The 24,045-nt window shown below is 70.7% G+C and carries 14 protein-coding genes; 8 read left to right on the forward strand and 6 right to left on the reverse strand.

Features of this window, described 5'->3' with window-relative positions; translation table 11 throughout:
* Positions 1–155: 155 nt before the first annotated feature.
* The 6 genes from LO763_RS08195 to LO763_RS08220 all read left to right on the forward strand — a co-directional run bounded on the left by LO763_RS08195 (position 156) and on the right by LO763_RS08220 (position 8,836).
* The gene (locus tag LO763_RS08195; RefSeq protein ID WP_230601485.1) at positions 156–4,601 is read left to right on the forward strand and encodes a HAMP domain-containing protein; all 4,446 of its coding nucleotides are present in this window, start codon (positions 156–158) and stop codon (positions 4,599–4,601) included.
* A complete protein-coding gene (locus LO763_RS08200; RefSeq protein WP_230601486.1) occupies positions 4,598–5,152 on the forward strand; it encodes a response regulator in 555 nt (184 codons plus the stop codon). The genes LO763_RS08195 and LO763_RS08200 overlap by 4 nt, the downstream gene beginning before the upstream one ends.
* 303 nt (positions 5,153–5,455) lie before the next feature.
* Positions 5,456–5,905, forward strand: coding sequence for an STAS domain-containing protein (locus LO763_RS08205; protein ID WP_230601487.1), 450 nt, complete (start codon positions 5,456–5,458; stop codon positions 5,903–5,905).
* A complete protein-coding gene (locus LO763_RS08210; protein ID WP_230601488.1) occupies positions 5,902–7,257 on the forward strand; it encodes a PrsW family intramembrane metalloprotease in 1,356 nt (451 codons plus the stop codon). Before LO763_RS08205 ends, LO763_RS08210 begins: the two co-directional genes overlap by 4 nt.
* Positions 7,258–7,728: 471 nt before the next feature.
* Positions 7,729–8,235, forward strand: coding sequence for a tRNA adenosine deaminase-associated protein (locus LO763_RS08215; protein ID WP_230601489.1), 507 nt, complete (start codon positions 7,729–7,731; stop codon positions 8,233–8,235).
* A 16-nt stretch (positions 8,236–8,251) separates the two neighbouring features.
* Positions 8,252–8,836 (forward strand): nucleoside deaminase, encoded by a 585-nt coding sequence (locus LO763_RS08220; RefSeq protein WP_230601490.1) that lies wholly within the window; start codon positions 8,252–8,254, stop codon positions 8,834–8,836.
* Between the two features lie 282 nt (positions 8,837–9,118).
* Here LO763_RS08220 and LO763_RS08225 read toward each other — a convergent pair whose 3' ends face one another.
* Entirely contained in the window at positions 9,119–11,278 is a 2,160-nt protein-coding gene (locus LO763_RS08225) for a (Fe-S)-binding protein (protein WP_230601491.1), read from the reverse strand.
* Positions 11,279–11,489: 211 nt separating this feature from the next.
* Between LO763_RS08225 and LO763_RS08230 the strand changes: the two genes are divergently transcribed.
* A complete protein-coding gene (locus tag LO763_RS08230; RefSeq protein WP_230601492.1) occupies positions 11,490–14,504 on the forward strand; it encodes an FG-GAP repeat domain-containing protein in 3,015 nt (1,004 codons plus the stop codon).
* A gap of 90 nt (positions 14,505–14,594) precedes the next feature.
* Here LO763_RS08230 and LO763_RS08235 read toward each other — a convergent pair whose 3' ends face one another.
* The 5 genes from LO763_RS08235 to LO763_RS08255 form a co-directional block, all read right to left on the reverse strand.
* Positions 14,595–15,677 carry a LacI family DNA-binding transcriptional regulator gene (locus tag LO763_RS08235; protein ID WP_230601493.1) on the reverse strand — a complete coding sequence of 361 codons (1,083 nt, stop codon included), beginning with the start codon at positions 15,675–15,677 and terminating at the stop codon, positions 14,595–14,597.
* Positions 15,678–15,709: 32 nt separating this feature from the next.
* Positions 15,710–17,191, reverse strand: coding sequence for a GH1 family beta-glucosidase (locus LO763_RS08240; RefSeq protein WP_230601494.1), 1,482 nt, complete (start codon positions 17,189–17,191; stop codon positions 15,710–15,712).
* Positions 17,191–18,123 (reverse strand): carbohydrate ABC transporter permease, encoded by a 933-nt coding sequence (locus LO763_RS08245; RefSeq protein ID WP_230601495.1) that lies wholly within the window; start codon positions 18,121–18,123, stop codon positions 17,191–17,193. The genes LO763_RS08240 and LO763_RS08245 overlap by 1 nt, the downstream gene beginning before the upstream one ends.
* The gene (locus LO763_RS08250) at positions 18,120–19,052 is read right to left on the reverse strand and encodes a carbohydrate ABC transporter permease (RefSeq protein WP_230601496.1); all 933 of its coding nucleotides are present in this window, start codon (positions 19,050–19,052) and stop codon (positions 18,120–18,122) included. Before LO763_RS08250 ends, LO763_RS08245 begins: the two co-directional genes overlap by 4 nt.
* A gap of 349 nt (positions 19,053–19,401) precedes the next feature.
* The gene (locus tag LO763_RS08255; protein ID WP_230601497.1) at positions 19,402–20,745 is read right to left on the reverse strand and encodes an ABC transporter substrate-binding protein; all 1,344 of its coding nucleotides are present in this window, start codon (positions 20,743–20,745) and stop codon (positions 19,402–19,404) included.
* A 519-nt stretch (positions 20,746–21,264) separates the two neighbouring features.
* On the opposite strand from LO763_RS08255, the gene LO763_RS08260 reads away from it, so the two are divergent.
* Positions 21,265–23,877, forward strand: coding sequence for a glycoside hydrolase family 48 protein (locus tag LO763_RS08260; RefSeq protein WP_230601498.1), 2,613 nt, complete (start codon positions 21,265–21,267; stop codon positions 23,875–23,877).
* Positions 23,878–24,045 lie beyond the last annotated feature (168 nt).

Genomic DNA, 24,045 nt, shown 5'->3' on the forward strand with positions numbered 1-24,045 from the left:
GCCCCAGTGGACAACGGTTGCGAAATTCCGTCAGTTCCATGTCGATCACGTCACGTGACCGAGTCGGATGCCTTGAGTAACCTGCCTTCACGTTTGGCCGCTCGGTGTGACAACCTGGTAGCCAAGCCTGTCTCCGCAGCTGAGGAACCCACGCCATGACGGACACCGTTTCCCGTACAGCGAACCCGACCGACGAGTCCGACCTGCTCCGAAGCCTGGCCGACGCGCTGGGCGCCGTCGAGCTGGGCGACTTCTCGGTGCGGTTGCCCCGCGGGGAGGGCCTGGCCGGGGAGGTGGTCGACCGGTTCAACGCCGTGGTCGAGCAGGCCGACCGGCAGACCCGCGACCTCGCGCTCATCGCCCGCGCCGTCGGGCAGGAGGGCTCGTGGAACCACCGGCTGGTCATCGAGCACCTCAACGGGGGCTGGTCCGAGGGCGCCGCGAGCGTCAACCGGCTCGTCGAGGACCTGGTGCGGCCCACCACCGAGCTGGGGCGCGTGCTCGAGGCCGTCGCCGCGGGCGACCTCTCTCAGGAGGCGGCCCTGGAGATCGACGGCACGCAGCTGCGCGGCGAGTTCCGCCGCCTCGGCGAGACCGTCAACCGGATGGTCGGGCTGCTGCGCTCCTTCGCGGGCGAGGTCACGCGCGTGGCCCGCGAGGTCGGGACCGAGGGCCAGCTGGGCGGCCAGGCCGACGTCCAGGGCGTCTCGGGCACCTGGCGCTCGCTCACCGACGCGGTGAACACCATGGCCTCGAACCTGACCGAGCAGGTCCGCTCGATCTCCACGGTGACGCAGGCCATCGCCTCGGGCGACCTGAACCAGAAGATCACCGTCAAGGCCTCCGGCGAGGTCGCCGAGCTCGCCGACACCATCAACGCCCTCACCGAGACCCTCCAGGTCTTCGCCGGCGAGGTCACGCGCGTCGCGCGCGAGGTGGGCACCGAGGGCCGCCTGGGCGGCCAGGCGGACGTGCCGGGCGTCTCCGGCACCTGGAAGGACCTCACCGAGTCGGTGAACGACATGGCCTCCAGCCTCACCGACCAGGTCCGCGACATCGCGAAGGTCACCGGCGCGGTGGCGCGCGGCGACCTGAACCAGAAGATCGCCGTGTCCGCCCAGGGCGAGATCCTGGAGCTGAAGACCACCGTCAACACCATGGTCGACCAGCTGTCGAACTTCGCCGACGAGGTCACGCGCGTCGCCCGCGAGGTCGGCACCGACGGGCGCCTGGGCGGCCAGGCGCAGGTGTTCGGCGTCTCCGGCACCTGGCGCGACCTGACCCAGAACGTGAACCAGCTGGCCGCGAACCTCACCGAGCAGGTCCGCAACATCGCGAAGGTCACCAGCGCGGTCGCCGCGGGCGACCTGGGCCAGAAGATCACCGTGGACGCCAAGGGCGAGGTCGCCGAGGTCAAGACCACCGTCAACACCATGGTCGACCAGCTCTCGCGCTTCGCCGACGAGGTGACCCGCGTGGCCCGCGAGGTCGGTTCGCAGGGCCGCCTGGGCGGCCAGGCGGACGTGCCCGGCGTCTCCGGCACCTGGAAGGACCTCACCGAGAACGTCAACCTCATGGCCTCGAACCTGACCAGCCAGGTCCGGAACATCTCCTCGGTCGCCACCGCCGTCGCCGCCGGCGACCTGAACCGGCAGATCACCGTCGACGCGCAGGGCGAGATGCTGGAGCTGAAGTCGACCATGAACTCGATGGTCGCGCAGCTGTCGCAGTTCGCGGACGAGGTCACGCGCGTCGCGCGCGAGGTCGGGACGGACGGCAAGCTCGGCGGCCAGGCGAACGTGCAGGGCGTCTCCGGCATCTGGGAGGCGCTGACGGACAACGTGAACTCCATGGCCTCGAACCTGACCAGCCAGGTCCGGAACATCTCCTCGGTCGCCAGCGCGGTCGCCCGCGGCGACCTCAAGCGGCAGATCACGGTGGACGCGCAGGGCGAGATGCTGGAGCTGAAGTCGACCATGAACGCGATGGTCGACCGGCTCTCCTCGTTCGCGGACGAGGTCACGCGCGTCGCGCGCGAGGTGGGCACCGAGGGGCGCCTGGGCGGCCAGGCCACCGTGCCCGGCGTCTCGGGCACCTGGAAGGACCTGACCGACAACGTCAACTCGATGGCGACCAACCTGACCCTCCAGGTCCGCAACATCGCCGAGGTCACCACCGCGGTCGCCCGCGGCGACCTCACCGGGCAGATCACCGTCGACGCCCAGGGCGAGTTCCTGGAGATGAAGAACACCGTCAACACCATGGTCAACCAGCTGTCGAGCTTCGCCACCGAGGTCACGCGCGTGGCCCGCGAAGTGGGCGTCGAGGGGAACCTCGGCGGCCAGGCCGAGGTCGCCGGCGTCTCGGGCACCTGGCTCGCCCTGACCCGCAACGTGAACTCGCTCGCGGCGACCCTGACGCTCCAGCTGCGGGCCATCGCGAACGTCGCCCACGCCGTCGCCCGCGGCGACCTGACCCAGTCGGTCGACTTCGAGGCCGCCGGCGAGATCGCCGACCTCACCGAGTCGATCAACCAGATGATCACCGCGCTGCGCGACAAGACCCGCCAGAACACCGACGCGGACTGGCTCAACTCGAACCTCGCCCGCATCTCCTCGCTCCTCCAGGGCCGCCGCGGCGTCGAGGAGGTCACCCGGATGGTCCTCGACGAGGTCACGCCGCTGATCGACGCGCAGACCTCGACGTTCTACGTCCGCCACGAGGACGTCTCGGGGCACGTCACGTACCGGCTCAACGCCGTCTACGGGCACCCCAGCCCCGGCGAGAAGAAGGTCATCGAGGACAACGAGGGCATGGTCGGCCAGGCCGCCGCCTCGAAGCGGACCATCCACCTGCACGACATCCCCGAGGGCTACCTGGAGATCTCCTCCGGGCTCGGGCAGGCCACCCCCACCGACCTGATCATCCTGCCCGTCCAGTTCGGCGACAAGGTGCGCGGCGTCATCGAGTTCGCCTCGTTCAACACCTACTCGGGGCTCCACAAGCGGTTCCTGGACGCGCTGGCGCCCAACGTCGGGGTCACGCTCGCGACCATAGAGGGCAACGCGCGCACCGAGGTGCTGCTGCGCGAGTCGCAGCGCATGGCGCAGGAGCTGCGGGCCCAGTCCAACCGGCTCCAGGAGACGAACGTGGAGCTGGAGGAGAAGGCGCAGCTCCTGTCGGCGCAGAACCGCGCGATCGAGCTGAAGAACGACGAGGTCGAGACCGCCCGCAAGGACATCGAGGAGAAGGCCGAGCAGCTCGCGCAGGCCTCGAAGTACAAGTCGGAGTTCCTCGCGAACGTCTCGCACGAGCTGCGGACGCCGCTGAACTCGCTGCTGCTGCTCGCGCGGCTCCTGTCGGAGAACTCGGACGGGAACCTCTCGGACCGCCAGATCGAGTTCGCGCGCACCATCTACAACGCCGGCACCGACCTGCTCACCCTCATCGACGACATCCTGGACCTGTCGAAGATCGAGGCGGGGCGCATGGACGTCTCGGTGCACCCGGTCGACCTCGCCGAGATCCTCGGGGACATCGAGGCCGCGTTCCGGCCCCAGGCCGAGGACAAGGGCCTGGAGTTCGCCGTGGACGTCGGCAAGGGCGTGCCGCAGCTGATGCAGACCGACGGGCAGAAGTTCCAGCAGGTGCTGCGCAACCTCCTGTCGAACGCGGTGAAGTTCACGCGGGTCGGCTCGGTGACCCTCGCCGTGCGGCGGGTCCCGGCGGACCTGCGCTTCGACGCCCCGCACCTGAACGCGGCCGCCGAGCGGCTCTCGTTCAGCGTCGTCGACACCGGCATCGGCGTCGCCGAGTCGAAGAAGGCCATCATCTTCGAGCCGTTCCAGCAGGCCGACGGCACGACGCGGCGCACGTTCGGCGGCACCGGCCTGGGGCTGTCGATCTCGAAGTCGCTGTCGCTCATGCTCGGCGGCGACGTGTACATCGAGCACACCGGCGACGCCGGCTCGAAGTTCACGTTCGTGGTCCCGGTGGAGATCGACGCGGACGGCGACTTCGCGCCCGTGCGCTCGGACCTGCCGCTGACCTCGGCCGAGCCGGTTCCGGGCATCCTGACCGGGGCGCCCGAGACGCCCTCGTCGTCGGCGGCGGCCCAGCGCATGGAGGGCGCGACCGTGCTCATCGTCGACGACGACATCCGCAACGTCTTCGCGCTCACCGCGGCCCTGGAGCTGCACGGCATCGACGTGCACTACGCCGAGAACGGCGCGGACGGGATCGACGCGCTCCGGGAGCACCCGGGCATCGACATCGTCCTGATGGACTCGATGATGCCGGGCATGGACGGGAACGAGACCACGCGCGTGATCCGGCGCATGCAGCAGTTCGAGGACCTGCCGATCGTGTTCCTGACCGCGCAGGCCCTCGCCGAGCAGCGGGAGAAGTCCGTCGAGGCCGGGGCGAGCGCGTACCTGACCAAACCGGTCGACCTCGACCTGCTGCTCGACACGATGTCGCAGTGGATCGGCGGGGGCGGCGCCGCCGGGGCGCGAGGGGCCGCACAAGGGGCGGCCCCCGCGGAGGCGGACGGCGGCGCGGAGCGGGACAATGGCGAACCGACTGATGGAGGAAACGCATGAGCACCGCCCGCGTCCTGCTCGTTGACGACCGATCCGAGAACCTCCTCGCCCTCGAGGCGATCCTCCAGGGTCTGCCGGTCAACACCATCGCGGTCACCTCCGGGGAGGAGGCGCTCAAGCGGCTCCTGTCGGAGGACTACGCGGCGATCCTCCTGGACGCGCAGATGCCGGGCATGGACGGGTTCGAGACCGCGCGGCACATCAAGCAGCGCGAGAAGACCCGGCATACGCCGATCATCTTCCTGACGGCCGCCGACCGCGACGCGCACCTGGCGATGCGCGGGTACTCGGTGGGCGCGGTCGACTACATCACCAAGCCGTTCGACCCGTGGATGCTGCGCACGAAGGTGAAGGTCTTCATCGACCTGTGGGCGCAGGGCCAGGCGCTGCGCCAGAACTCGGAGCGCACCAAGGACCTGCGCGAGCGGGAGGGGCACCTGACGCGGCGCCTCGACGAGGTCCGCGACGCCCTCGCCTCGTGGCAGGACGGCCGCGACGCCGACCCCGAGATCGAGCGGATCATCGCCCTGCTGGAGGCCGGACCGGCGTAGCCGGGCGGTCTCCGGGCAGCGCGAAGCGGACGGCGGATCGATGGGCCCCCGGTTCAACTACCGTGACACGGGGGTCCGACACCTGCTCGCGGGCGGGTTCGAACAGAAGGCGAGTGTTTCGCGGGTTCGGGGTTCGGGGCAGCGCGACGCGGGCCGCGGATCGATGGGCCCCCGGTTCAAAAACCATGCCATACGGGTACGACACTGGCTTCCGGGCGGTTTCGAACAGCGGGGCCGCCAATGATGCGGGTTCGTGCCGCCGCCGAGACCGCTGCGGGCCGCGAAACCGGTTAGGGTTGTTCCGTGGCGCACCAGAAACTCGACATCTCGGTCCACCGTGAAGCGAACGAGACGATCGTGGTGCTGACCGGCGAAATCGACCTGCACACCGCACCCCGGCTCACCGGCGCGGTCGACGAGGCGCTCGCCGAGGCCCCCGTGCGCGTCGTGCTCGACATGAGCGGTGTGACCTTCTGCGACTCCCGCGGCCTGGGCACCCTCGTCATCCTCGCCCGCGCCGCCTCCCGCTCCCGGGCCGTGCTCGTCCTCGCCAACCTCGGCGACTTCCTCAAACGCCTCCTCGCCGTCTCCGGCATCGGCGAGCACTTCGTCATCCGCGAACCCGAGGCCGACCGCGAGGACGACCCCGCACTCGGGCTCAGCGACGTCGAGGCCCACGGCGTCGACAGCACCGAGGCCGCCGGCTCGCAGACGGCCCGGCGCGACGACCCCGACCAGGAGCGCGACCGATGACCCTCGCCCTCTCCACCACCACCCTCACCCTCGGCGTCTCGGGCGTCCTCGCCGCCGCCGGCGTCGCCCTCGCCTGGACCGGGCTCGCCAAGCGCGTGCGCGCCCTCATCGTCACCGGCACCCTCCTGCTCTTCGCGGGCGGCGCCGCCGTCCTCGCCTGGGCCATCATCGACGGCGCCGGGGCCCGGGCCGCCGCGGTCGGCCTCGTCGCCGCGCTCCTGCCCGCTCCGCTCCTGGTGGCCACCTTCCTGTGGCTCGGCCGCTACCGGCGCCGCCCCTGGCTCGTCCTCGCGTTCTGCTTCGGCTGGGGCGCCTGCGTCGCCACCGCGATCTCCCTGGGCGTCAACACCGGCGTCGCCTACCTCCTCATCGACAACGACCTCGACCAGAACCTCGCCGCGGTCGTCTCGGCCCCCGTCATCGAGGAGATCGCGAAGCTCCTCGGCCCGCTCCTGGTCTACTGGTTCGCCCGCCGCCACCTCACCGGCACCCTCGACGCGATCGTCTACTGCGGACTCGCGGGGGCCGGGTTCGCCGTCGCCGAGAACGTCCTCTACGCCTCCGGCGCCTACGTCACCGGCGCCCAGTCCCTCGACGACGCCGCCGGCATCGCCCAGGTCACCATCCTGGTCCTCTTCCGCGGCCTCGCCACCATGTTCGCCCACCCGCTCATGACCGGCCTGTCCGCGATCGGCCTCGGCAAGGCCGCCCGCCGGCCCGGCCGCAAGGGCCTCCAGGCCACCTGGATCATCGGGATGCTCTTGTGCGGCATGGGACTCCACGCCCTGTGGAACGGCTCGTCCCTCCTCGGGGTCGCCCTCGACCTCCCCGGCCTGTGGTTCGCCCTCTACCCGGCGTTCCTCGCGCCGCTGTTCTTCACCATGGTCGGCGCGGCCCTGTGGCTGCGGTCGGCCGACGCCCGCCGCACCCAGACCGCCCTGGCCCCCATGGTCGCCGCCGGGCAGCTCTCCCCGCCCGAGCTCGCCTCCCTCGCCAGCTTCTCCCGCCGCGCCGCCGCCCGCGCCTGGGCCCGCCGCCACGCCGGGAAGCCCGGCGAGGCCGCCATGCGGGACTTCCAGCGGGCCGCCTCCGACGTCGCCGAGCAGTACGACCTCGCGGCCATCGGCGCGCCCTGGGACGCGCGCGCCATCGAGCACGGCGCCCACCGCATGAACGCCGCCCGCGCCGCCTACACCGGGCGCGACCCCCGCACGCCCCAGGCGCTGTGGGACGGCCGCCGCTACCACGTGGTGTTCCCCGACGGCCGGTCCCGGCCCGTCGAGGCGCCCGCCCAGCCGGTCATGCCGCTTCCCCTGCCGCCGCCCCCTGCGTACCCTGTCACGTATGCATGAGGGACCCATCGGGCCCACCTCCTGGGCCGGTCCCGGTGCGCCGCCGCGGCGCACCGGCAGGCCCCGCTGGAGGGAGCCCCACCCCGTCCGCGTCGGCCCCACCGCCGCCGGATCGGTCCTGTGCGCCCTCTGGGTGCTCATGTGGCTCCTGGCCTACGCCAGGAGCACCGGCGGGGCCCCTCCTACAGGGGCGGGCTTCGCCTGGGCGACTCTGGCCGCGAGTACGATCGGGGCTGTCGCCGCGGCAGTGCTGGCGCGTTACGGCGACCGCGGGGCCGCGGTCGGCGTTGCGGCGGTCGCAGGGACGGCCGCTGGGGTCACGGGGCTCTCATGCGAGCTGTATCTTTTGCTGACCGGCGATTGGATCCTGTGGTTACATCGACCGCGGGTCGCCGCATCCTTCAGTAGGTCGTTTCGAACAGCTGCTTTCCGGGCCGCTGGTTCCATTGAGTGAGAAGACGGGGACGGATCGTGTCGTATTTCGCTGTGGCTGTGGGCCGCGAGGGCGACGAGTGGGAGGCCGCGGAGGTCGACCTCGACGCTGTTGCCGACGTCGAGGACGCGGCCGAGGTCATGCGTGAGGCTTTCCCTGACGCCGACCTGACGCTGCTCTTCGTCGACGCCGACGACGAGTACTTGACGGTGATGCGCCTCGACAACGGGGACGACCTGCGCACGTTCGGCTCCGACGCCGAGTACGCGTCGCAGTCGCGCCTGGGCGAGGCCCTTCTGGGCGATCTCGAGCCCGAGGACACCGAGGAGATCGACACCGAGGACGAGGAGTCGATCTCGGCCCGCCCGACCGAGCTCGACGCCGAGCCCGTCGGCGAGGCGGACCTGCTGGGCGACCTGGGCGTGCCCGGCTCGACCCTGCTGGCCCTGTGCGCCAAGGAGGGCATGATGCCCTCCGACGTGGTCTCCGAGGTCGCCGGCGCGATCGGCTTCGCCGAGGCCATGGAAGACGCCACCGGAGCCTAGGAGCGCCCGGCCCCCCATGCAGCCCCGCCGCGAGGTCCACGAACGGTGGATGCGCCGCGCCCTGGAGGTCGCGCGCACCGCGGGCCTCCCGGCGGGCGAGGCGGCGCACCCCCGGCCCGGCAGCCCGGCACGCCAGGCCGACCGCCGCGAGGCCCCCGACGAGCCCGGGGCGCGCCGGTCCGGCCCGCCCTCCCGGCCCCGCGCCGACCTGCCGGTCGGCGCCGTCGTGATCGGCCCGGACGGGCGCGAGCTCGCGGCGGCGGCGAACGCCCGCGAGGCCCTGGGGGACCCGACCGCGCACGCCGAGGTGCTCGCGCTGCGGGAGGCCGCCGCCGTCCACGGGGACGGCTGGCGGCTCGAGGAGTGCGCGCTGGTGGTCACCCTGGAGCCGTGCACGATGTGCGCGGGCGCGGCGGTGCTCGCCCGGGTGGGCGAGATCGTGTTCGGCGCCTGGGAGCCGAAGACGGGGGCGGTCGGCTCGCTGTGGGACGTGGTGCGCGACCCGAGGCTCAACCACCGGCCCGACGTGTACGCGGGCGTGCTCGAGGCCGAGTCGGCGGCGCTGCTGCGCGCCTACTTCGGCCGCGACCCGAACGCCTGACCTCTCGGGCGCTCCTCGGCGCCCGCCTGCAGAACGGACACCCGGGGGACCCCTGATCGCAACGATGCCCGAAGGGTCCGACAGTCCGGTCCCGCGTGGGGCGTTCCTTAGCACCGGCGTGCGGAACGGGCATCGGGAGGACCCCGGCTGCGGCCATGCCCCAGGGGTCCGGCAGTCCGCCGCGGTCTCGGGCGCGTCCCGGCGCTTCCCTGCGGATCGGACAAGCGAAGGACCCCCGATGCCAAGGGCGGCACGGGGGTCCGACAGCGGTCCGGCTTCGGGCTAGTCGCCCGCCGCGGCGGCCTCGGCCGTCTCGGCGCGCTTCTCCTGCGTCCTGGCCAGCAGCTGGGCGATGTCGATGACCTCGACGTCCTCGCGGCCCGCGTCGGCCACGCCGTCCCTGAGCATCGTCGAGCAGAACGGGCAGCCCACCGCGACGGTGCCCGCCCCCGTCGCCACGGCCTCGTCGGCCCGCTCCCGGTTGACGCGCTTGCCGATCGGCTCCTCCAGCCACATCCGGGCGCCGCCCGCGCCGCAGCAGAACGACTTCTCGCTGTTGCGCGGCATCTCCGTGACCTCCGCGAACGAGCCCAGCAGCTCCCGCGGCGGCGTGAAGACCCGGTTGTGGCGGCCCAGGTAGCACGGGTCGTGGTAGGTCAGCTTCCCGTCGTGCTGCTCCACCGGCGTGATCTTCCCGGCGTTCACCAGGTCGTTCAGCAGCTCCGTGTGGTGCACGACCTCGTAGTTCCCGCCGGCCTCGCCGTACTCGTTGCCGATCGTGTTGAGGCAGTGCGGGCAGGTCGCGACGATCTTGACCGCGCCGACCTCGTTGAGCGCCTCCACGTTCTGCTCGGCGAACATCTGGAACATGAACTCGTGCCCGATGCGCCGCGCCGGGTCGCCCGTGCAGGTCTCGGCCTCGCCGAGCACCGCGAACTTCACGCCGGCGTCGTGCAGCAGCGTCGCCACCGCGCGGGAGGTCTTCTGCGCCTTGGGGTCGTACGCGCCCGCGCAGCCGACCCAGTACAGGTACTCGAACTCGGTGCCCCCGTCGGCCACCGGCACCTCGAAGTCGAGGCCCTCGGCCCACTTGAGGCGCTGCGCGGGGTTCTCGCCCCACGGGTTGCCCTTGTTCTCGAGGTTGCGCAGCATCGTCTGCGCCTCGGAGGGGAACGCCGACTCGATCATCGTCTGGTGGCGGCGCAGGTCCATGATGTGGTCGACGTGCTCGATGTCGACCGGGCACTGCTCGACGCACGCCCCGCAGGTGGTGCACGACCACAGCACGTCCGGGTCGATGACCGAGCCGATGATCGAGATCGGCTCGATCTGGGCCCCGTCGCCGCCGCGCTCCTTCGCGGTCGCGGCGGCCTTCAGGTACGGCGCCTGCTCGTAGAGGTGGTCGCGCAGGTCGGTGACGAGCTTCTTCGGCGACAGGGGCTTCCCGGTGTTCCACGCGGGGCACTGCGACTGGCAGCGCCCGCACTCGGTGCAGGTGGAGAAGTCGAGCAGGCCCTTCCAGGAGAAGTCGGTGATGACGTCGACGCCGAACGGCTCGGTCTCGGGGTCGGCCTTCTCGAAGTCGGCGGGCGCGCCGTCGATGAGCATCGGCTTGACCGAGCCCAGCGAGACGGCTCCGTCGGCGTGGCGCTTGAAGTAGAGGTTGAAGAACGCGGTGACGCGGTGCCAGCCGATGCCCATCGCCGGGACCAGCGCGAGCATGAGGAAGAACGTCCAGGACACCAGGATCTTGACCCCGGCGGTGACCGTGACGAGGGTGTGGAGCGCGTCCTCGGACAGCCCCGAGAAGAGCCCGGCGAGCTGCGAGGAGACCGGGGAGGCCCAGGTCTGGTCGATCGCGCCCAGGGCCCACTCGGCGGAGCGGATCGTGAAGAAGCACAGGACGATCGCGAGGATCGTCGCCTCGATGTAGAAGGCCTGCCACTGCCGCGAGTTCTCGAACCGCGACGAGGAGTCCCGCTGCCCGGCGTCCGAGGCCTCGCCCTGCGGCGGGACGGGGTGGGCCTTGGGCTGGTTGAACATGCGGATGCCGAACAGGGCGAGGATGCCCAGGCCGGTCAGGGTCGCCATGACCTCGGAGACGAGGAGCCAGGGGCCCCAGTGGCCGAGCCAGGGGATCGACCAGGTCGGGTTCAGCGTCTCCAGGTAGGCCTGGGCGAGGATCGGGAACAGCGAGAAGAACCCGAAGAACACCGCCCAGTGGGCGAGCCCGACCCAGGTCCACTGGAGCATCCTGGTGTGCCCCAGGGACTCCCGGAGCATGGTCTTCACCCGGGCGCCCCGGTCGCCCTGGCGCGTCCTGTCGGGCGTGCCGAGCCGGACGAGCGCGAGCATCCCGAGCCCGGCGCGGACGAACAGCCCGATGGCGAGCGCGGTGTACGCGAACGCGATCGTGGCCGTGACGATTTGGACGACTCCCATGGCGACCTCTCGACGGTTCGGTGTTGCCGATCACGATACATGTTACTGATCAGTAGCCACCTTGTCGAACCGGCATCCGCCATTCACTGAAACCGCCTCCGTCGGGAATGCAACCGGTTCCATGAACGGCGCGTGTACACGGTGCCCGAGTCCGCCGCCGCCCCGCGGCCGAGTCGTGCCTTCCGAAGACGCAAAATGAACAAGGAGCCCCATGTCCCTCGTTTCCCCTCGAGCGGGACGCTTCGGCGCGCGCCTGACCGCCGGTACGGCGGCCGGGCTGGTCGCGTCGGCAGCGCTCGCCGCTCCGGCCTGGGCCGAGATACCCGGCATCGACGACCCCGCCGCCCACCTCTCCCTCGCACCGACGGTCACCGCGGGCGCCACCGCCCCTGGCTCGATCGGGGTCGAGTACACCCACGCCGGAGGCCAGGAGGACGCGACTCACGCGGTTGTCGCCGAACTCGCGTTCGACGGCAGCGTCGGCGTCCTGGAGCTCGCCTCCGCCGACGAGGCCTGCGAGGTCGCCCCGAACCGGATCGTCTGCTCCGCCGACGCCGGGCCCTCCAGCGCCTTCGCGTTCGACCTCACCGCCGCCGCGAGCGCCGAGGACGAGCGCTTCGGCTACGACTTCACGGTGACCATCGACGGCCACGAGGTCGCGAACACGACCGGCACCCTGGACGTCGAGTCCACCTACGACGTGCACAACCCCTACGCCCACGGGTCCGTCGCCGCCACGGGCGTCGAGGCCGGCGCCACCGCCGAGGTGAACCCGGTCTTCCACCAGGAGTTCGCGCTCGCGCCCACCGCCGCCGCGGTGGTCGTCGCCTTCAGCGACCCGCTCCCCAAGTACGGGCTGGACCCCACCGGCCTGGCCGAGGTGGTCGCCGACTACGACAACTGCGTCGACGACCCGGACCTCCGCGACGCCGCCGTCGCCTGCGTCATCACCGAGTTCGAGGACGCGCCCGGCCAGGCCTTCACCCTCAGCGACCCGGTCGCGTACGCGATCGGCGCCGACGTGGCCGGCCCGTTCGACGTCTGCTCCTGCAAGTACACCGTGTCGACCGTGAACGCCGCGACGCTCGAGTCCGACTTCGGCGGGGTCTTCTGGGACGAGTCCTCCGCGAACCTGCTCGGCCTCGCCCCCGCCGACGGCTGGGACGGGTCCGAGGACTCCATCGCCTTCTACTGGGGCCCCGTCGACCTCACCACCGCCGACAACCCCTACGACCTGATCGTCGAGGACATCGAGCTGGAGGGCAAGGTCGGCGACACGACGACCGTCACCACCACCATCGCCAACCGGGGCTCGGCCGCGGCCGACGACCTCTTCCCCGCGAGCGACTCCTACCAGCTCCGAATGCAGCTGCCCGAAGGCGTCGAACTGGTCGCGATCGACAGCGACGGCACCGGGTCCTGGGAGTGCGCCGACGAAGACGCGCTCGAGTCGATCTACGAGTCCGCGGCCTGGACGAACCTCGAATGGTTCGACCTGGTCTGCACCGCCGACCGGTTCGACGCGGCCACCACGGTCGACTTCGCCTTCACCGTGAAGCTCACCGACACCTCCGCCTACCAGGGGGCGATCGAGATCGGCGGCATCTACCACATCGCCGACGAACTCGAACGCGACCTGTCCAGCGACTTCGCGCTCATCGCCAACCTCGCCACCGAGGTCCGCTACGACTACGACCAAGACGGCTACGAGGACCTCCTCGTGATCCGCAAGTCCGACGGCGTGCTCCGCTTCTACGCGGGCACCGGCGACGGGACCTACGCGACCGCCGTCACCGTCGGCCCCGGCTGGGGCAAGATGGACATCGTCATGGCCGGCGACCTCACCGGCGACGGCGTGCCCGACTTCATCGCCCGCGACAACAGGACCGGGATCCTCTACACCTACCCCGGCGACGGCGAGGGCGGCCACGGCACCCGCATCGCCCTCGGCCCCGGCTGGGGCAAGATGGGCCAGATCTCCGTCGGGAACTACGACGGCGACGGCCACCCGGACCTCCTCGCCACCGCCCACTCGACCGGGACCATGTACTACTACCAGGGCCTGGGCGACGGCACGTTCGCGGCCCGCGAGCTCACCGGCGAGCAGTGGCAGGGCTGGGACGTGATCACCTCGCTCGGCGACCTCGACGGCGACGGCTTCGACGAGTTCCTCAGCCGCTGGAACTACGACGGGCGCTACTACGTCTACACCTCCACCGGCGACGTCCACGAGGTCGACCAGTCCATGTACGACTGGGTGTACACCCGCCGCTACGACCAGGTCGTCGGCGTCGGCGACCTGAGCGGCGACGGCAAGCCCGACATCGCCTCCACCGACCTCGAGACCGGGCAGCTGGTGCTGCGGTACTTCGACCCGGAGCAGCCCACCACCGTCACCGGCAGGGTCATCGGCAACAGCGGCTGGAACGGCGTCCGCCTCCCCGTCACCCTGCTCGACCGCACCTACGACTACGACTACGACGGCTACAGCGACTTCGTCGCCCAGCGCGAATCCTCCGGGGACCTCTTCCTGTACTGGGGGACCGGCACCGGACACGGCGACCGCTGGAACATGTGCGACGACTGCGACGGCATCACCATGACGGCCGCGGGCGGCGACTACAACTCCGACGGCCGCACCGACCTGGTGTACCGCGCGTACACCGGTGAACTGTTCGTCGCCCCCGGGCTCGACACCGGCGAGATCGGCTTCACCTCTGAGATCCGCGTCGGCCCCGGCTGGAACTCGATGGACAACATCACCGGCGGCCAGGACTTCAACAGCGACGGCAGGGACGACCTGATCGCCCGCAAGAAGTCCACCGGGATCCTCTACCTGTACCCGGGCAGGGGCGACGGCACCTTCGGGTCGCGCATCGAGATCGGCCCCGGCTGGAACTCGATGCGCGAGGTCACCTCGGCGGGCGACCTCGACCACGACGGCCACGCCGACATGCTGACGGTCAAGAAGTCCGACAACTGCCTGTACTTCTACGCCGGACGCGGGAACGGGACCTTCAAGTCGCGCGTCGAGATCGGCTGCGGGTGGACCCGCTACGACCAGGTCACCGGCGTCGGCGACTTCAACCGCGACGGGCACGCCGACTGGCTGGCCCGCCGCAACTCCGACGGCGCCCTCTACCTGTACCGGGGGAACGGCGCGGGCAGCTACTCCACCCGCGTCCAGATCGGCACCAGCTGGAACTCCATGAGCTCCCTGGGCTGACCCGAGGAGCCGGGCCGCGTTCGCGGCCCGGCCCGAGACCACGGCGAAAGGGCCCGGCTCCATCTGGAGCCGGGCCCTTTCGCTTGCGTCTCAGGCGGACTGGCGGACGACGATCCTCGTGCCGAGGATCGTCACGAGCGGCCCGGCCTCCTCGCCGCGGATGCGGCCGCACAGGAGGCGGGCCATCTCGCGGCCCATCGTCTCGGTCGGCTGGTGCACCGTCGTCAGCGGCGGCTCGGCCACCTCCGCGAGCGGCGAGTCGTCGAAGCCGATGAGCGCCAGGTCCTCGGGGACCCTGATGCCCCGCTCGCGCGCCACGCGCATCGTCGCGATCGCGAGCGGGTCGGAGTTGGCGAAGACCGCGTCCAGGTCCCCGGCGGTGTCGAACAGGTGGCGGGCGGCCTTGATGCCGCTCGCCTCGTCGAACCCCTCCGCGACCGAGACCAGGCCCTCCTCGACCGGCAGCCGGTGGCCGCGCAGGCCGTCCCGGTAGCCGTTGAGGCGGTCGACGCCCACCGCCATGTCCTGCGGGCCCGCGATCAGGCCGATGCGCCGGTGCCCGTGCCCGGCCAGGTACTCCACGGCCTGGCGCGCGCCCGAGCGGTTGTCGCAGTCGACGTACGCGATCGGGCGGAAGCCCACCGGCGTGCCGCACAGGACGATCGGGATGCCCGCGTCCTCCAGCCGCTCGGGCAGCGGGTCGCCCGAGTGGCTGGAGACCATCATGACGCCGTCGACGTGCTGGCCCATCAGGTACGACTCCAGGTCGGCGCGGTTGCCGTCCCGGGGCGCGAAGGTCAGCATCAGCCGCATGTTCTCCTCGGCGAGCTGCTCGGTGATGCCGCGCAGGACGCCCGCGAAGAACGGCTCGCTCCACAGCCACTCCTGGGACTCCGTGACGACCAGCGCCACGGTGTCCGTCCGCTGCGTCACGAGGGTCCTGGCCGCCTGGTTGGGGACGTACCCCAGCTCCTTGATCGCGGCCAGGACCGCCGCCCGGGTGTCCTCGGCGACCTTGGGCGAGCCGTTGATGACGCGAGAGACCGTGCCCCGCCCGACGCCCGCGTGCCGGGCCACGGTGTCGAGCGTCGGACGGCCGCCGCTGCGCCTGCGGCCGCCTCGCCCGGCGGCCGACGCCGGCTCGTCGGGGACCTCAGTTCGGGTATCGGTCATCGTGCATCACCTCGGGCATCGTCTGCGTGGAACTATTCTGCCTCACGATTCGAACGGGCGCGTCGCACCAGGTCGCCGTACCAGCGACCGGAGTCCTTGACCGTGCGCTCGCCGGTCTCGAAGTCGACGTATACCAGTCCGAACCGCTTGGTGTAGCCCCAGGCCCACTCGAAGTTGTCGGCCAGCGACCAGGCGAAGTAGCCCACGAGCGGGACCCCGGCCGCGACCGCGTCGGCGCAGGCGGCCACGTGGCCCTGCACGTACTCGAGCCGCTCGGGGTCGTGCACGCGCCCGTCCTCGAGCTTGTCGGGGAAGGCCGCGCCGTTCTCGGTCACCGCGAGCGCCACCTCGGGGTAGCCGGCGTGGAGGCGCGTGAGCATCTCGGTGAGCCCGGCGGGCTCGATCTCCCAGCCCATGTCGGTGACCGGCAGGCCCGCGGGGACGAACCCGATGTGCTCGTTCGCCGGCCACGCCGAGCCCGCGCCGGTGGGCGCCGCGGACGCGGAGGTCGCGCCGCCGTTGCCGGTGACGGTGAAGCGGCTGTAGTAGTTCACCGACAGGACGTCGACGGGCGCGTGGACGGTCTCCATGTCGCCGTCGAGGATGAACGAGAAGTCGGTGACGGCCTTGAAGTCCTCCACGACGTCCTCGGGGTAGGCCCCGCGCAGGGCCGCCTCGGTGAACCAGCGGTTCTGGACGCCGTCGACCCGGCGCGCCGCGTCGAGGTCGACGGGGGCGTCGCTGGCGGCGTGCACCGGGTAGAAGTTCAGCCCGATGCTCACCGTCGACTGCGGGTCGGCGACCTTGATGGCGCGCGCGGCGAGGCCGTGGGCGAGCATGAGGTGGTGGGCCGCCGCGATGGAGGCGGCCGGCTCGCGCCGCCCGGGGGCGTGCTCGCCCGAGGAGTAGCCGAGGAACGCCGCGCACCACGGCTCGTTGACGGTGATCCAGTGCTTGACGCGGTCGCCGAGGGCCCGGTGCGCGATGCGGGCGAACTCGCCGAAGCGCAGCGCGGTGGCGCGCTCGGGCCAGCCGCCGGCGTCCTCCAGGGCCTGCGGGAGGTCCCAGTGGTAGAGGGTGATCCAGGGGGTGATGCCCTCGGCGAGGAGGGCGTCGACGAGGTCGGAGTAGTAGGCGAGGCCCCGCTCGTTGACGCGGTCGTCCCCGTCGGGGCAGATCCGGGGCCACGACAGGGAGAACCGGTAGCTGTTGAGTCCGAGCGCCTTGATGAGGGCGATGTCCCCGGCGATGTTGCGGTAGGAGTCGATGGCGGTGTCGCCGTTCGACCCGTCGACCACCCGGCCCGGTTCGTTGACGAACGCGTCCCAGATGGACCGGCCGCGCCCGTCGGCCTCGGTGGACCCCTCGACCTGGTAGGAGGAGGTGGCCGCCCCCCAGGTGAACCCGGTGGGGAACCGGGTGTGCAGCGGAGGCGCGGACGCCTCCGGTTCGATCCGTGGACCTGATGTTGGTTGCGGGGCCGCGAGCGCGGCCCCCTCGATGTCGTTGCTCATTACTTGGTGGAACCTTCCATGATGCCGCCGACGATCTGTCGTCCGAACACGACGAACAGGATCGCGATGGGAATGATCGAGATCAGCGTGCCGGTGAAGATCATCGACAGGTCCGCTGACCACGTCGCGGTGGACAGCTGCCGGATGGCGAGCTGGATGGTCGGGTTCTCGCCGCTGAGCACCATGAACGGCCAGAGGAATTCGTTCCAGTTGAGCATGAAGGTGAGCAGGGCCAGCACCACCATCGCCGGTCGCAGGGCCGGGAGGACGATCCGCCACCAGATGCCCAGGGTGGTGGCCCCGTCGATGCGGGCGGCCTCGATGATCTCGTCGGGCACGGCCTGCTCCACGTACTGGCGCATCATGAAGATGCCGAACCCGTTGATGAGGAACGGCAGGATCACGGCCTGGAGGGTGTCGAGCCATTCGAGCTCGACCATCACCATGTACAGCGGCACGATGCCGAGCTGCTGGAGCGGGACCATCATCGAGAACAGGACCGTGGCCATGAGGACCTTGGAGCCGCGGAACCGGAGCTTCGCGAACGCGAAGCCGCCGAGGGTGGAGATGAGCACCACCGAGAACGTCACGATGCCGGTGATGATCAGCGAGTTCCGCAGGCCCAGGAGCAGGTTCGCCTCGGGGTCGGCCAGCGCCTGCCGGAGGTGCTCGCCGAGGTTGCCGCCGGGGATCAGCGCGGGCGGGAAGCCCGAGGCGTTCGACGTGGAGGTCGAGGCGATGACGATCATCCAGTACAGCGGGAAGATCGACAGGACGCTGACGGCGATGAGGCCGATCCGGGTGAACACGGTGGGCGCGTAGACGCCGTCACCGGACTCGACGGGGCGCTTCCTGCGCTGCTTCCGCGGCGGCTGCGGCGCGGGCCGGGGGGCGGGCGTCGGGACGTTGCGGGAGGCCGTTGCGGTGCTCATTTGTTCCCCTGGATGCGGTTGACGACGAGGAAGTTGACGGCCGCGACGATGCCGATGACCAGGAACAGCAGCCATCCGGCGGCGGCGGAGATCCCGTAGTTGCCGTGCGTGCGGAGGATGTCGACCAGGACCATCGCCGTGGTCTGGAACTGGCCGTCGGTGCCGCCGCCGAGCCTGCCGGAGCCGAACATCATGGGCTCGACGAACAGGGTCATGCCGCCGACGGAGGAGACGAAGACGGTGAAGATGATGACGGGCTTGAGCTGGGGGACGGTGATCTTCCAGAACTGCTGGCGCTGGGAGGCGCCGTCGACGGTGGCCGCCTCGTAGAGGTTGCGGGGGATGGTCTGCATGGCGGCGAGGAAGATGAGCGCGTTGTAGCCCATCCAGCGCCAGTCGACCATCGAGGCGATGGCGAGCCAGGAGGAGAACCGGCCGGCCTGCCAGTCGATCTTCTCGATCCCCACGAGGTCGAGGAAGCCGTTGACCATGCCGTACTCCTGGCCCCAGATGCGGGAGAAGATGACGCCGACGGCGACGACGGAGGTCACGATGGGGGCGAGGACGAGCATCCGCCACAGCATCGGGCGGCGCAGGCGCTTGTTCAGGGCGTTGGCGACCATCATGGCGCACACCAGCTGCGGGACGGTGGCGAGGATGAACATCCCCAGGGTGTTGACGACCGACCAGTTGAAGCGGTCGTAGTCGAACAGCAGGAACTTGAAGTTGTCCAGGCCCACGAACTCGCGGTCGTCGTAGCCGAGCTTCCAGCTGTGCATGGAGGCGTAGAGCGTGTACCCCATGGGGAACAGCCCGAACAGCGCGAAGAGGATGAAGTAGGGGGACACCAGGGCGTAGGGCGTGGCCTTCATGTCGGCTCGGGAGAGCCGTTCGCGCCAGGTGCGGCGCGGTGCGGTGTCAGTGGTCATATGGGTCTTTCCTTTCCGTCACGGCGAGCGTTTGCGGAGCCGTGGTTCCGTACGGCCGGTTCGAAACAAACGTCTGCGGAGCCGTGGACCGGCGGGCCGACACGTGCGAGAGGGGGAGCCGGCCCGCCGCGGGTTGGGGCGCGGCGGGCCGACACGGTGCCGCCGAGAGGGGTGTGGGACCGGTCCTGGGGCGGAGGCGTCGAACGGATGCTGGGTCCGTTCGACGCCGGTCCCGGCTCGGCGGCACTGGGTCTAGCGGCGCGGCGCGGGTGCGCCGTCGCTACCGGACCGGGGTCGGCCCCGGCGGCGGCAGGTGCCGCCGGAGCCGACCCGCGGGGGGAGTGCCTGGTTACAGGCCCGAGCCCGCGAGTTCGATCGCTTCACCGGCGTCGGCCTCGATCTGGTCCCAGACGTCGCCGGGCTCGAAGGTGCCGGCGACGACGCCGTTGAGGACGTTCTCGACCGCGGCCTTGACCGGCGGGTGGTAGTACGAGTAGTCCAGCGGCGGGAAGCCCTGCACCGAGGCGGTCAGGATCTGACCGGTCGGGGCGTCGTTGAAGTACGCGTTGGTCGCGTCGGCCACGGCCGGGTCGGCCTGCGCGGCGGGCGAGGACGGGAAGTTGCCCACGGCCTGGAAGACCTTGACCTGCTGCTCGGGGGCGCTCAGCCACGCGGCCAGCTCGGCGGCCTCCTCGGGGTGCGGGACGCCCTCGGGCACGGCCAGCCAGGAGCCGCCCCAGTTGCCGCCCACGCCGGGCGCGGCGGCCATGTCCCACTTGCCCGCGTTGTCCGGGCCCGCGTTGGGCTCGATCACGCCGGAGGTCATCCAGCCCGGGCACGGCATGACGGCGTAGCCGCCCTCGGCCTGGGCCGCGATCCACTCCTCGCTCCAGGAGACGAAGTTGCCGATGGCGCCCATCTCGTTGAGGTCGAGGATGGTGCCGACCGACTCCTGGACCGCCGGGGCGTCCATGGTCAGGTTGCCTTCGGCGTCCACGTACATCTGGCCGTCGCCGTTGCCGGCGAGCTGGCCCAGCAGCATGTTCTGGAGCTGGGTCGGGCCGTCGAGGAAGGCCGCGTCCACGTCGGAGTCGACGAAGGTCTGGGCCACGGACTTGAAGCCCTCCCAGTCGGCCCACAGGGCCGCGACCTCGTTGCGGTCGGTCGGGAGGCCGGCCTGCTCGAACAGGTCGGTGCGGTAGCACATGCCCATGCCGCCGACGTCGGTGCCGAAGCCCACGAGCTTGCCGTCGGGGGTGTGCCCGAGGTCCCACTTCCACTCGACGTAGTCGGCGGCGCGCTCCTCGTGGCCGTACTCGCCCAGGTCGGTCCAGTGGTCGCCGTTGCTGAAGAGCTGGACGACGCCCTGCTCCTCGACGCCGACGACGTCGCCGTTGACCGAGCCGGTCTCGAGGCCGGTCTCCAGGGTGGGCCGGTACTCCTGCTCCCAGTTGACCCCGTCGCCTTCGATCACGACGTCGATGTCGTCGTGGAGGGCCTCGTACTCGGCCTCCAGCCCGGCCTCGGTGTACCCGAAGGTGCCGAAGAGGGAGACGGTGAGCTGGATCTTGCCGTCCTCGGTGAGGCCGGCGTTCTCGTCGTCGCCGCCGGAGCAGGCGGCGGAGAGCGTGAGCGCCCCCGCGGCGGCGGCCGCGAGGGCCACCCTGCCGTGCTGTCGTTTGAGGAGATGCATCGTTGCTGGTTCCTTCCGGGCGCCTCGGCGGCGCCATGGGTTTGCAGAGGGGTTTTGAGGGACTGTGTTGTCGTGCAAGGCGGCTTGGACGCGGGCCGCCAGGCGTGCGCGGCGGCCCGCGGACTGAAACCGCCGAGGCGATCGCTCTTGGGAGCGATACCAGGATCGTACGGGAGCGTGTTCCATGGCGCAAGTCCGGGTGTGAGTGTCGTTACTTGCTTGTGACCCTGCCGGGCGGCCGGTGAAAATCGAAGGTCGCAGATCTGTAACTGTGAATCCGGATCAAAACGACGCTGAGCTGGAAAAATATTTGCCAAAAGGCACTGATTCGGCAGGTCCACGCAGAAATTTAGAGATGTCAATGTATTGACATAGCGGGACGAAGCTTGGGAGCATGGCCTGGGAGCGCTTCCGCATCAAGGTCCGTTTCGTTCCACTCGTGCGATTCAATGGCTGCGAGCCCGGCACAAGCGCTCCCACGAAAACAGACATAACCACCCATTCTCAGGAGTAGCGATAATGGATCTCGACAACCTGGCCCCGCCGCGGAAGCGCCGCCGATGGCGCCGCGCCGCGGCGGTGACGCTGCCGGTCGCCCTCGTGGGCACCTTCGCGGCGGTGGCCGCCCCCCAGGCGTTCGCCGCCGAGTACTGCGGCGGCTTCGAATACAAGGTCGTCTCCACTTGGGGCTCAGGCTTCCAGGCGAACGTCATCCTCACCGCGGGCGACGCCGGCCTCAACGGCTGGGACCTCGAATGGGACTTCCCGTCCGGCACCACCGTCTCCAGCGCGTGGAACGTCGACTGGAGCCAGAGCGGCACCGCCTTCTCCGGCTCCGACGTCGGCTGGAACGGCGCGGTCGCCGCCGGGCAGACCCGTGAGGTCTTCGGCTTCATCGGCGCGGGCCCGGCCACCGCGCCGACGAACGTCACCGTCAACGGCGAGTCCTGCGACGGCTCCGAGGAGCCGGTCGAGCCCGAGCTCGAGGTCTCTCGCGCGAACGTCGTCGTCGACGCGGGCTCGACCGCCTCGATCGACGTCGGCTTCTCGGCCGCCACCACCGCCGCGACCACCGTGACCACGGCCCGCACCTCCGGCTCCACCGACATCTCGGTGGCCTCGGGCGGCTCGCTCTCCTTCGCGTCCGGCGACACGGCGACCAAGCCGGTCACCTTCAGCGCGACCGAAGACGCCGCGGCGGCCGACTCGGCGACCTTCACCGTCTCGGCCCCCGGCTACGACCCGCTCGAAGTGGTCGTCACCGTCGCCGACCTCGGCGAGGTCACGCAGAACGAGGAGCGCTTCCTCGCGATGTACGACCAGCTCGCCGGGCCCGACTCCCCGTACCTGCACGAGACGGGCGTCCCCTACCACTCGGTGGAGGAGCTCATCGTCGAGGCGCCGGACTACGGCCACGAGACCACCTCGGAGGCCCTGAGCTACCTGATGTGGCTCGAGGCCGCCTACGGACAGGTCACCGGCGACTGGTCGGGTTACAACAACGCCTGGGAGGTCACCGAGGACTACGCGATCCCGGACCTCAACCCGACCAACTACGACCCGAGCTCCCCGGCGTCCTACGCGCCCGAGTCCGGCGACGTGACCGACTACCCGACGCAGATCGACTTCGACGCCCCCGTGGGCACCGACCCGCTCGGTGCGGAGCTGCGCTCCACCTACGGGGACAACCAGATCTACGGCATGCACTGGATCCTGGACGTGGACAACGCCTACGGCTTCGGCGAGTGCGGCGACGGGACCACCGAGCCCGCGTACATGAACACGTTCCAGCGCGGCTCGCAGGAGTCCACGTGGGAGACGATCGCGCACCCGTCGTGCGAGACGTTCGACTTCGGCGGCCAGAACGGCTTCCTCGACCTGTTCGTGGGCGACGAGCAGTACTCCCAGCAGGAGCGCTACACCGCCGCCCCCGACGCCGACGCGCGCGCCGTCCAGGTCGCGTGGATGGCCCAGCAGTGGGCGTCCGAGCAGGGGCAGGAGTCGGCGATCTCCGGTTCGCTCGACAACGCCTCCAAGATGGGCGACTACCTGCGGTACGCCATGGCGGACAAGTACTTCAAGCAGATCGCGGGCGACTGCATCGGCATTGAGAACTGCGCCGACGGCACCGGCAAGGACTCGTTCCACTACCTCATGAGCTGGTACTACTCGTGGGGCGCCGGCATGAACGGCGACTGGTCCTTCCGCATCGGCGGCTCCGGTGTCCACCAGGGCTACCAGAACGTCATGGCCGCGTACGCCCTCTCCGAGGGCGGCCTGGAGCCGGACTCGCCCACCGCGGCGGACGACTGGGCCCAGAGCCTCGACGCCCAGCTGGACTTCCTGGAGTGGCTCCAGGTCCCGGCCGGGTCCGAGGGCGCGGGCGCCCTGGCGGGCGGCGCGACGAACAACTGGGGCGGCAACTACGGCTCCCCGACCACGTCGGCCGAGCACGAGGGCCTGTACTACGACGAGCAGCCCGTCTGGCACGACCCGCCGTCGAACCGCTGGTTCGGCTTCCAGGCCTGGGGCATGGACCGCACGGCCCAGCTCTGCCTGGAGACGAGCGACGCCCGCGCCTGCGACATCCTCGACGCCTGGGTCGCCTGGGCCCTGTCGGAGAGCGAGATCAGCGCGACCGACTACAGCATCCCCGGCGACCTGGAGTGGAGCGGCGAGCCCGGCGCGGGCCTGTCCGTCTCCGTGAGCACCATGTCGCAGGACCCCGGCGTGGCCGGCGCGTTCGCGAAGATCCTGATGTACCACGCCGCCGCCACCGGCGACACGGCGTCGCAGACGGCCGCCTCGAACCTGCTGGACGCGCTGTGGGCCGTCAACGACGGCATCGGCGTGACCCAGACCGAGGCCCGGGCGGACTACTGCCGCTTCGGCGACGAGGTCTACATCCCCCAGGGCTGGACGGGCACCATGCCCAACGGCGACGTCCTGGAGAACGGGGTCACCTTCATCGAGACCCGGTCCTTCATGACCGAGTTCGAGGGCTGGGACCAGGTCCAGGCGTACATCGACGGCGGTTGCACGGGCGACGCCCCGGAGTTCGACTACCACCGCTACTGGCACCAGGTCGAGGTCGCGACGGCCTTCCAGACCTACGCCGCGCTCTTCGAGTAGATCCCCGGTGCGGCGCCCCTGCGACATCCGGGCGCCGCACCCGATACGCGCATGAAACGGGGCGACCGGCCGCAGCAGCTGCGGCCGGTCGCCCTCGTCTTGCGCCCCTTGCGGTTCGCTGAGCACACAGGTCGGGTCCGCCGGGTCTCCTCGGAGACGCGCCCACCG

The organism is Glycomyces amatae (genome assembly GCF_020991375.1).
GTDB lineage: Bacteria > Actinomycetota > Actinomycetes > Mycobacteriales > Micromonosporaceae > Glycomyces > Glycomyces amatae.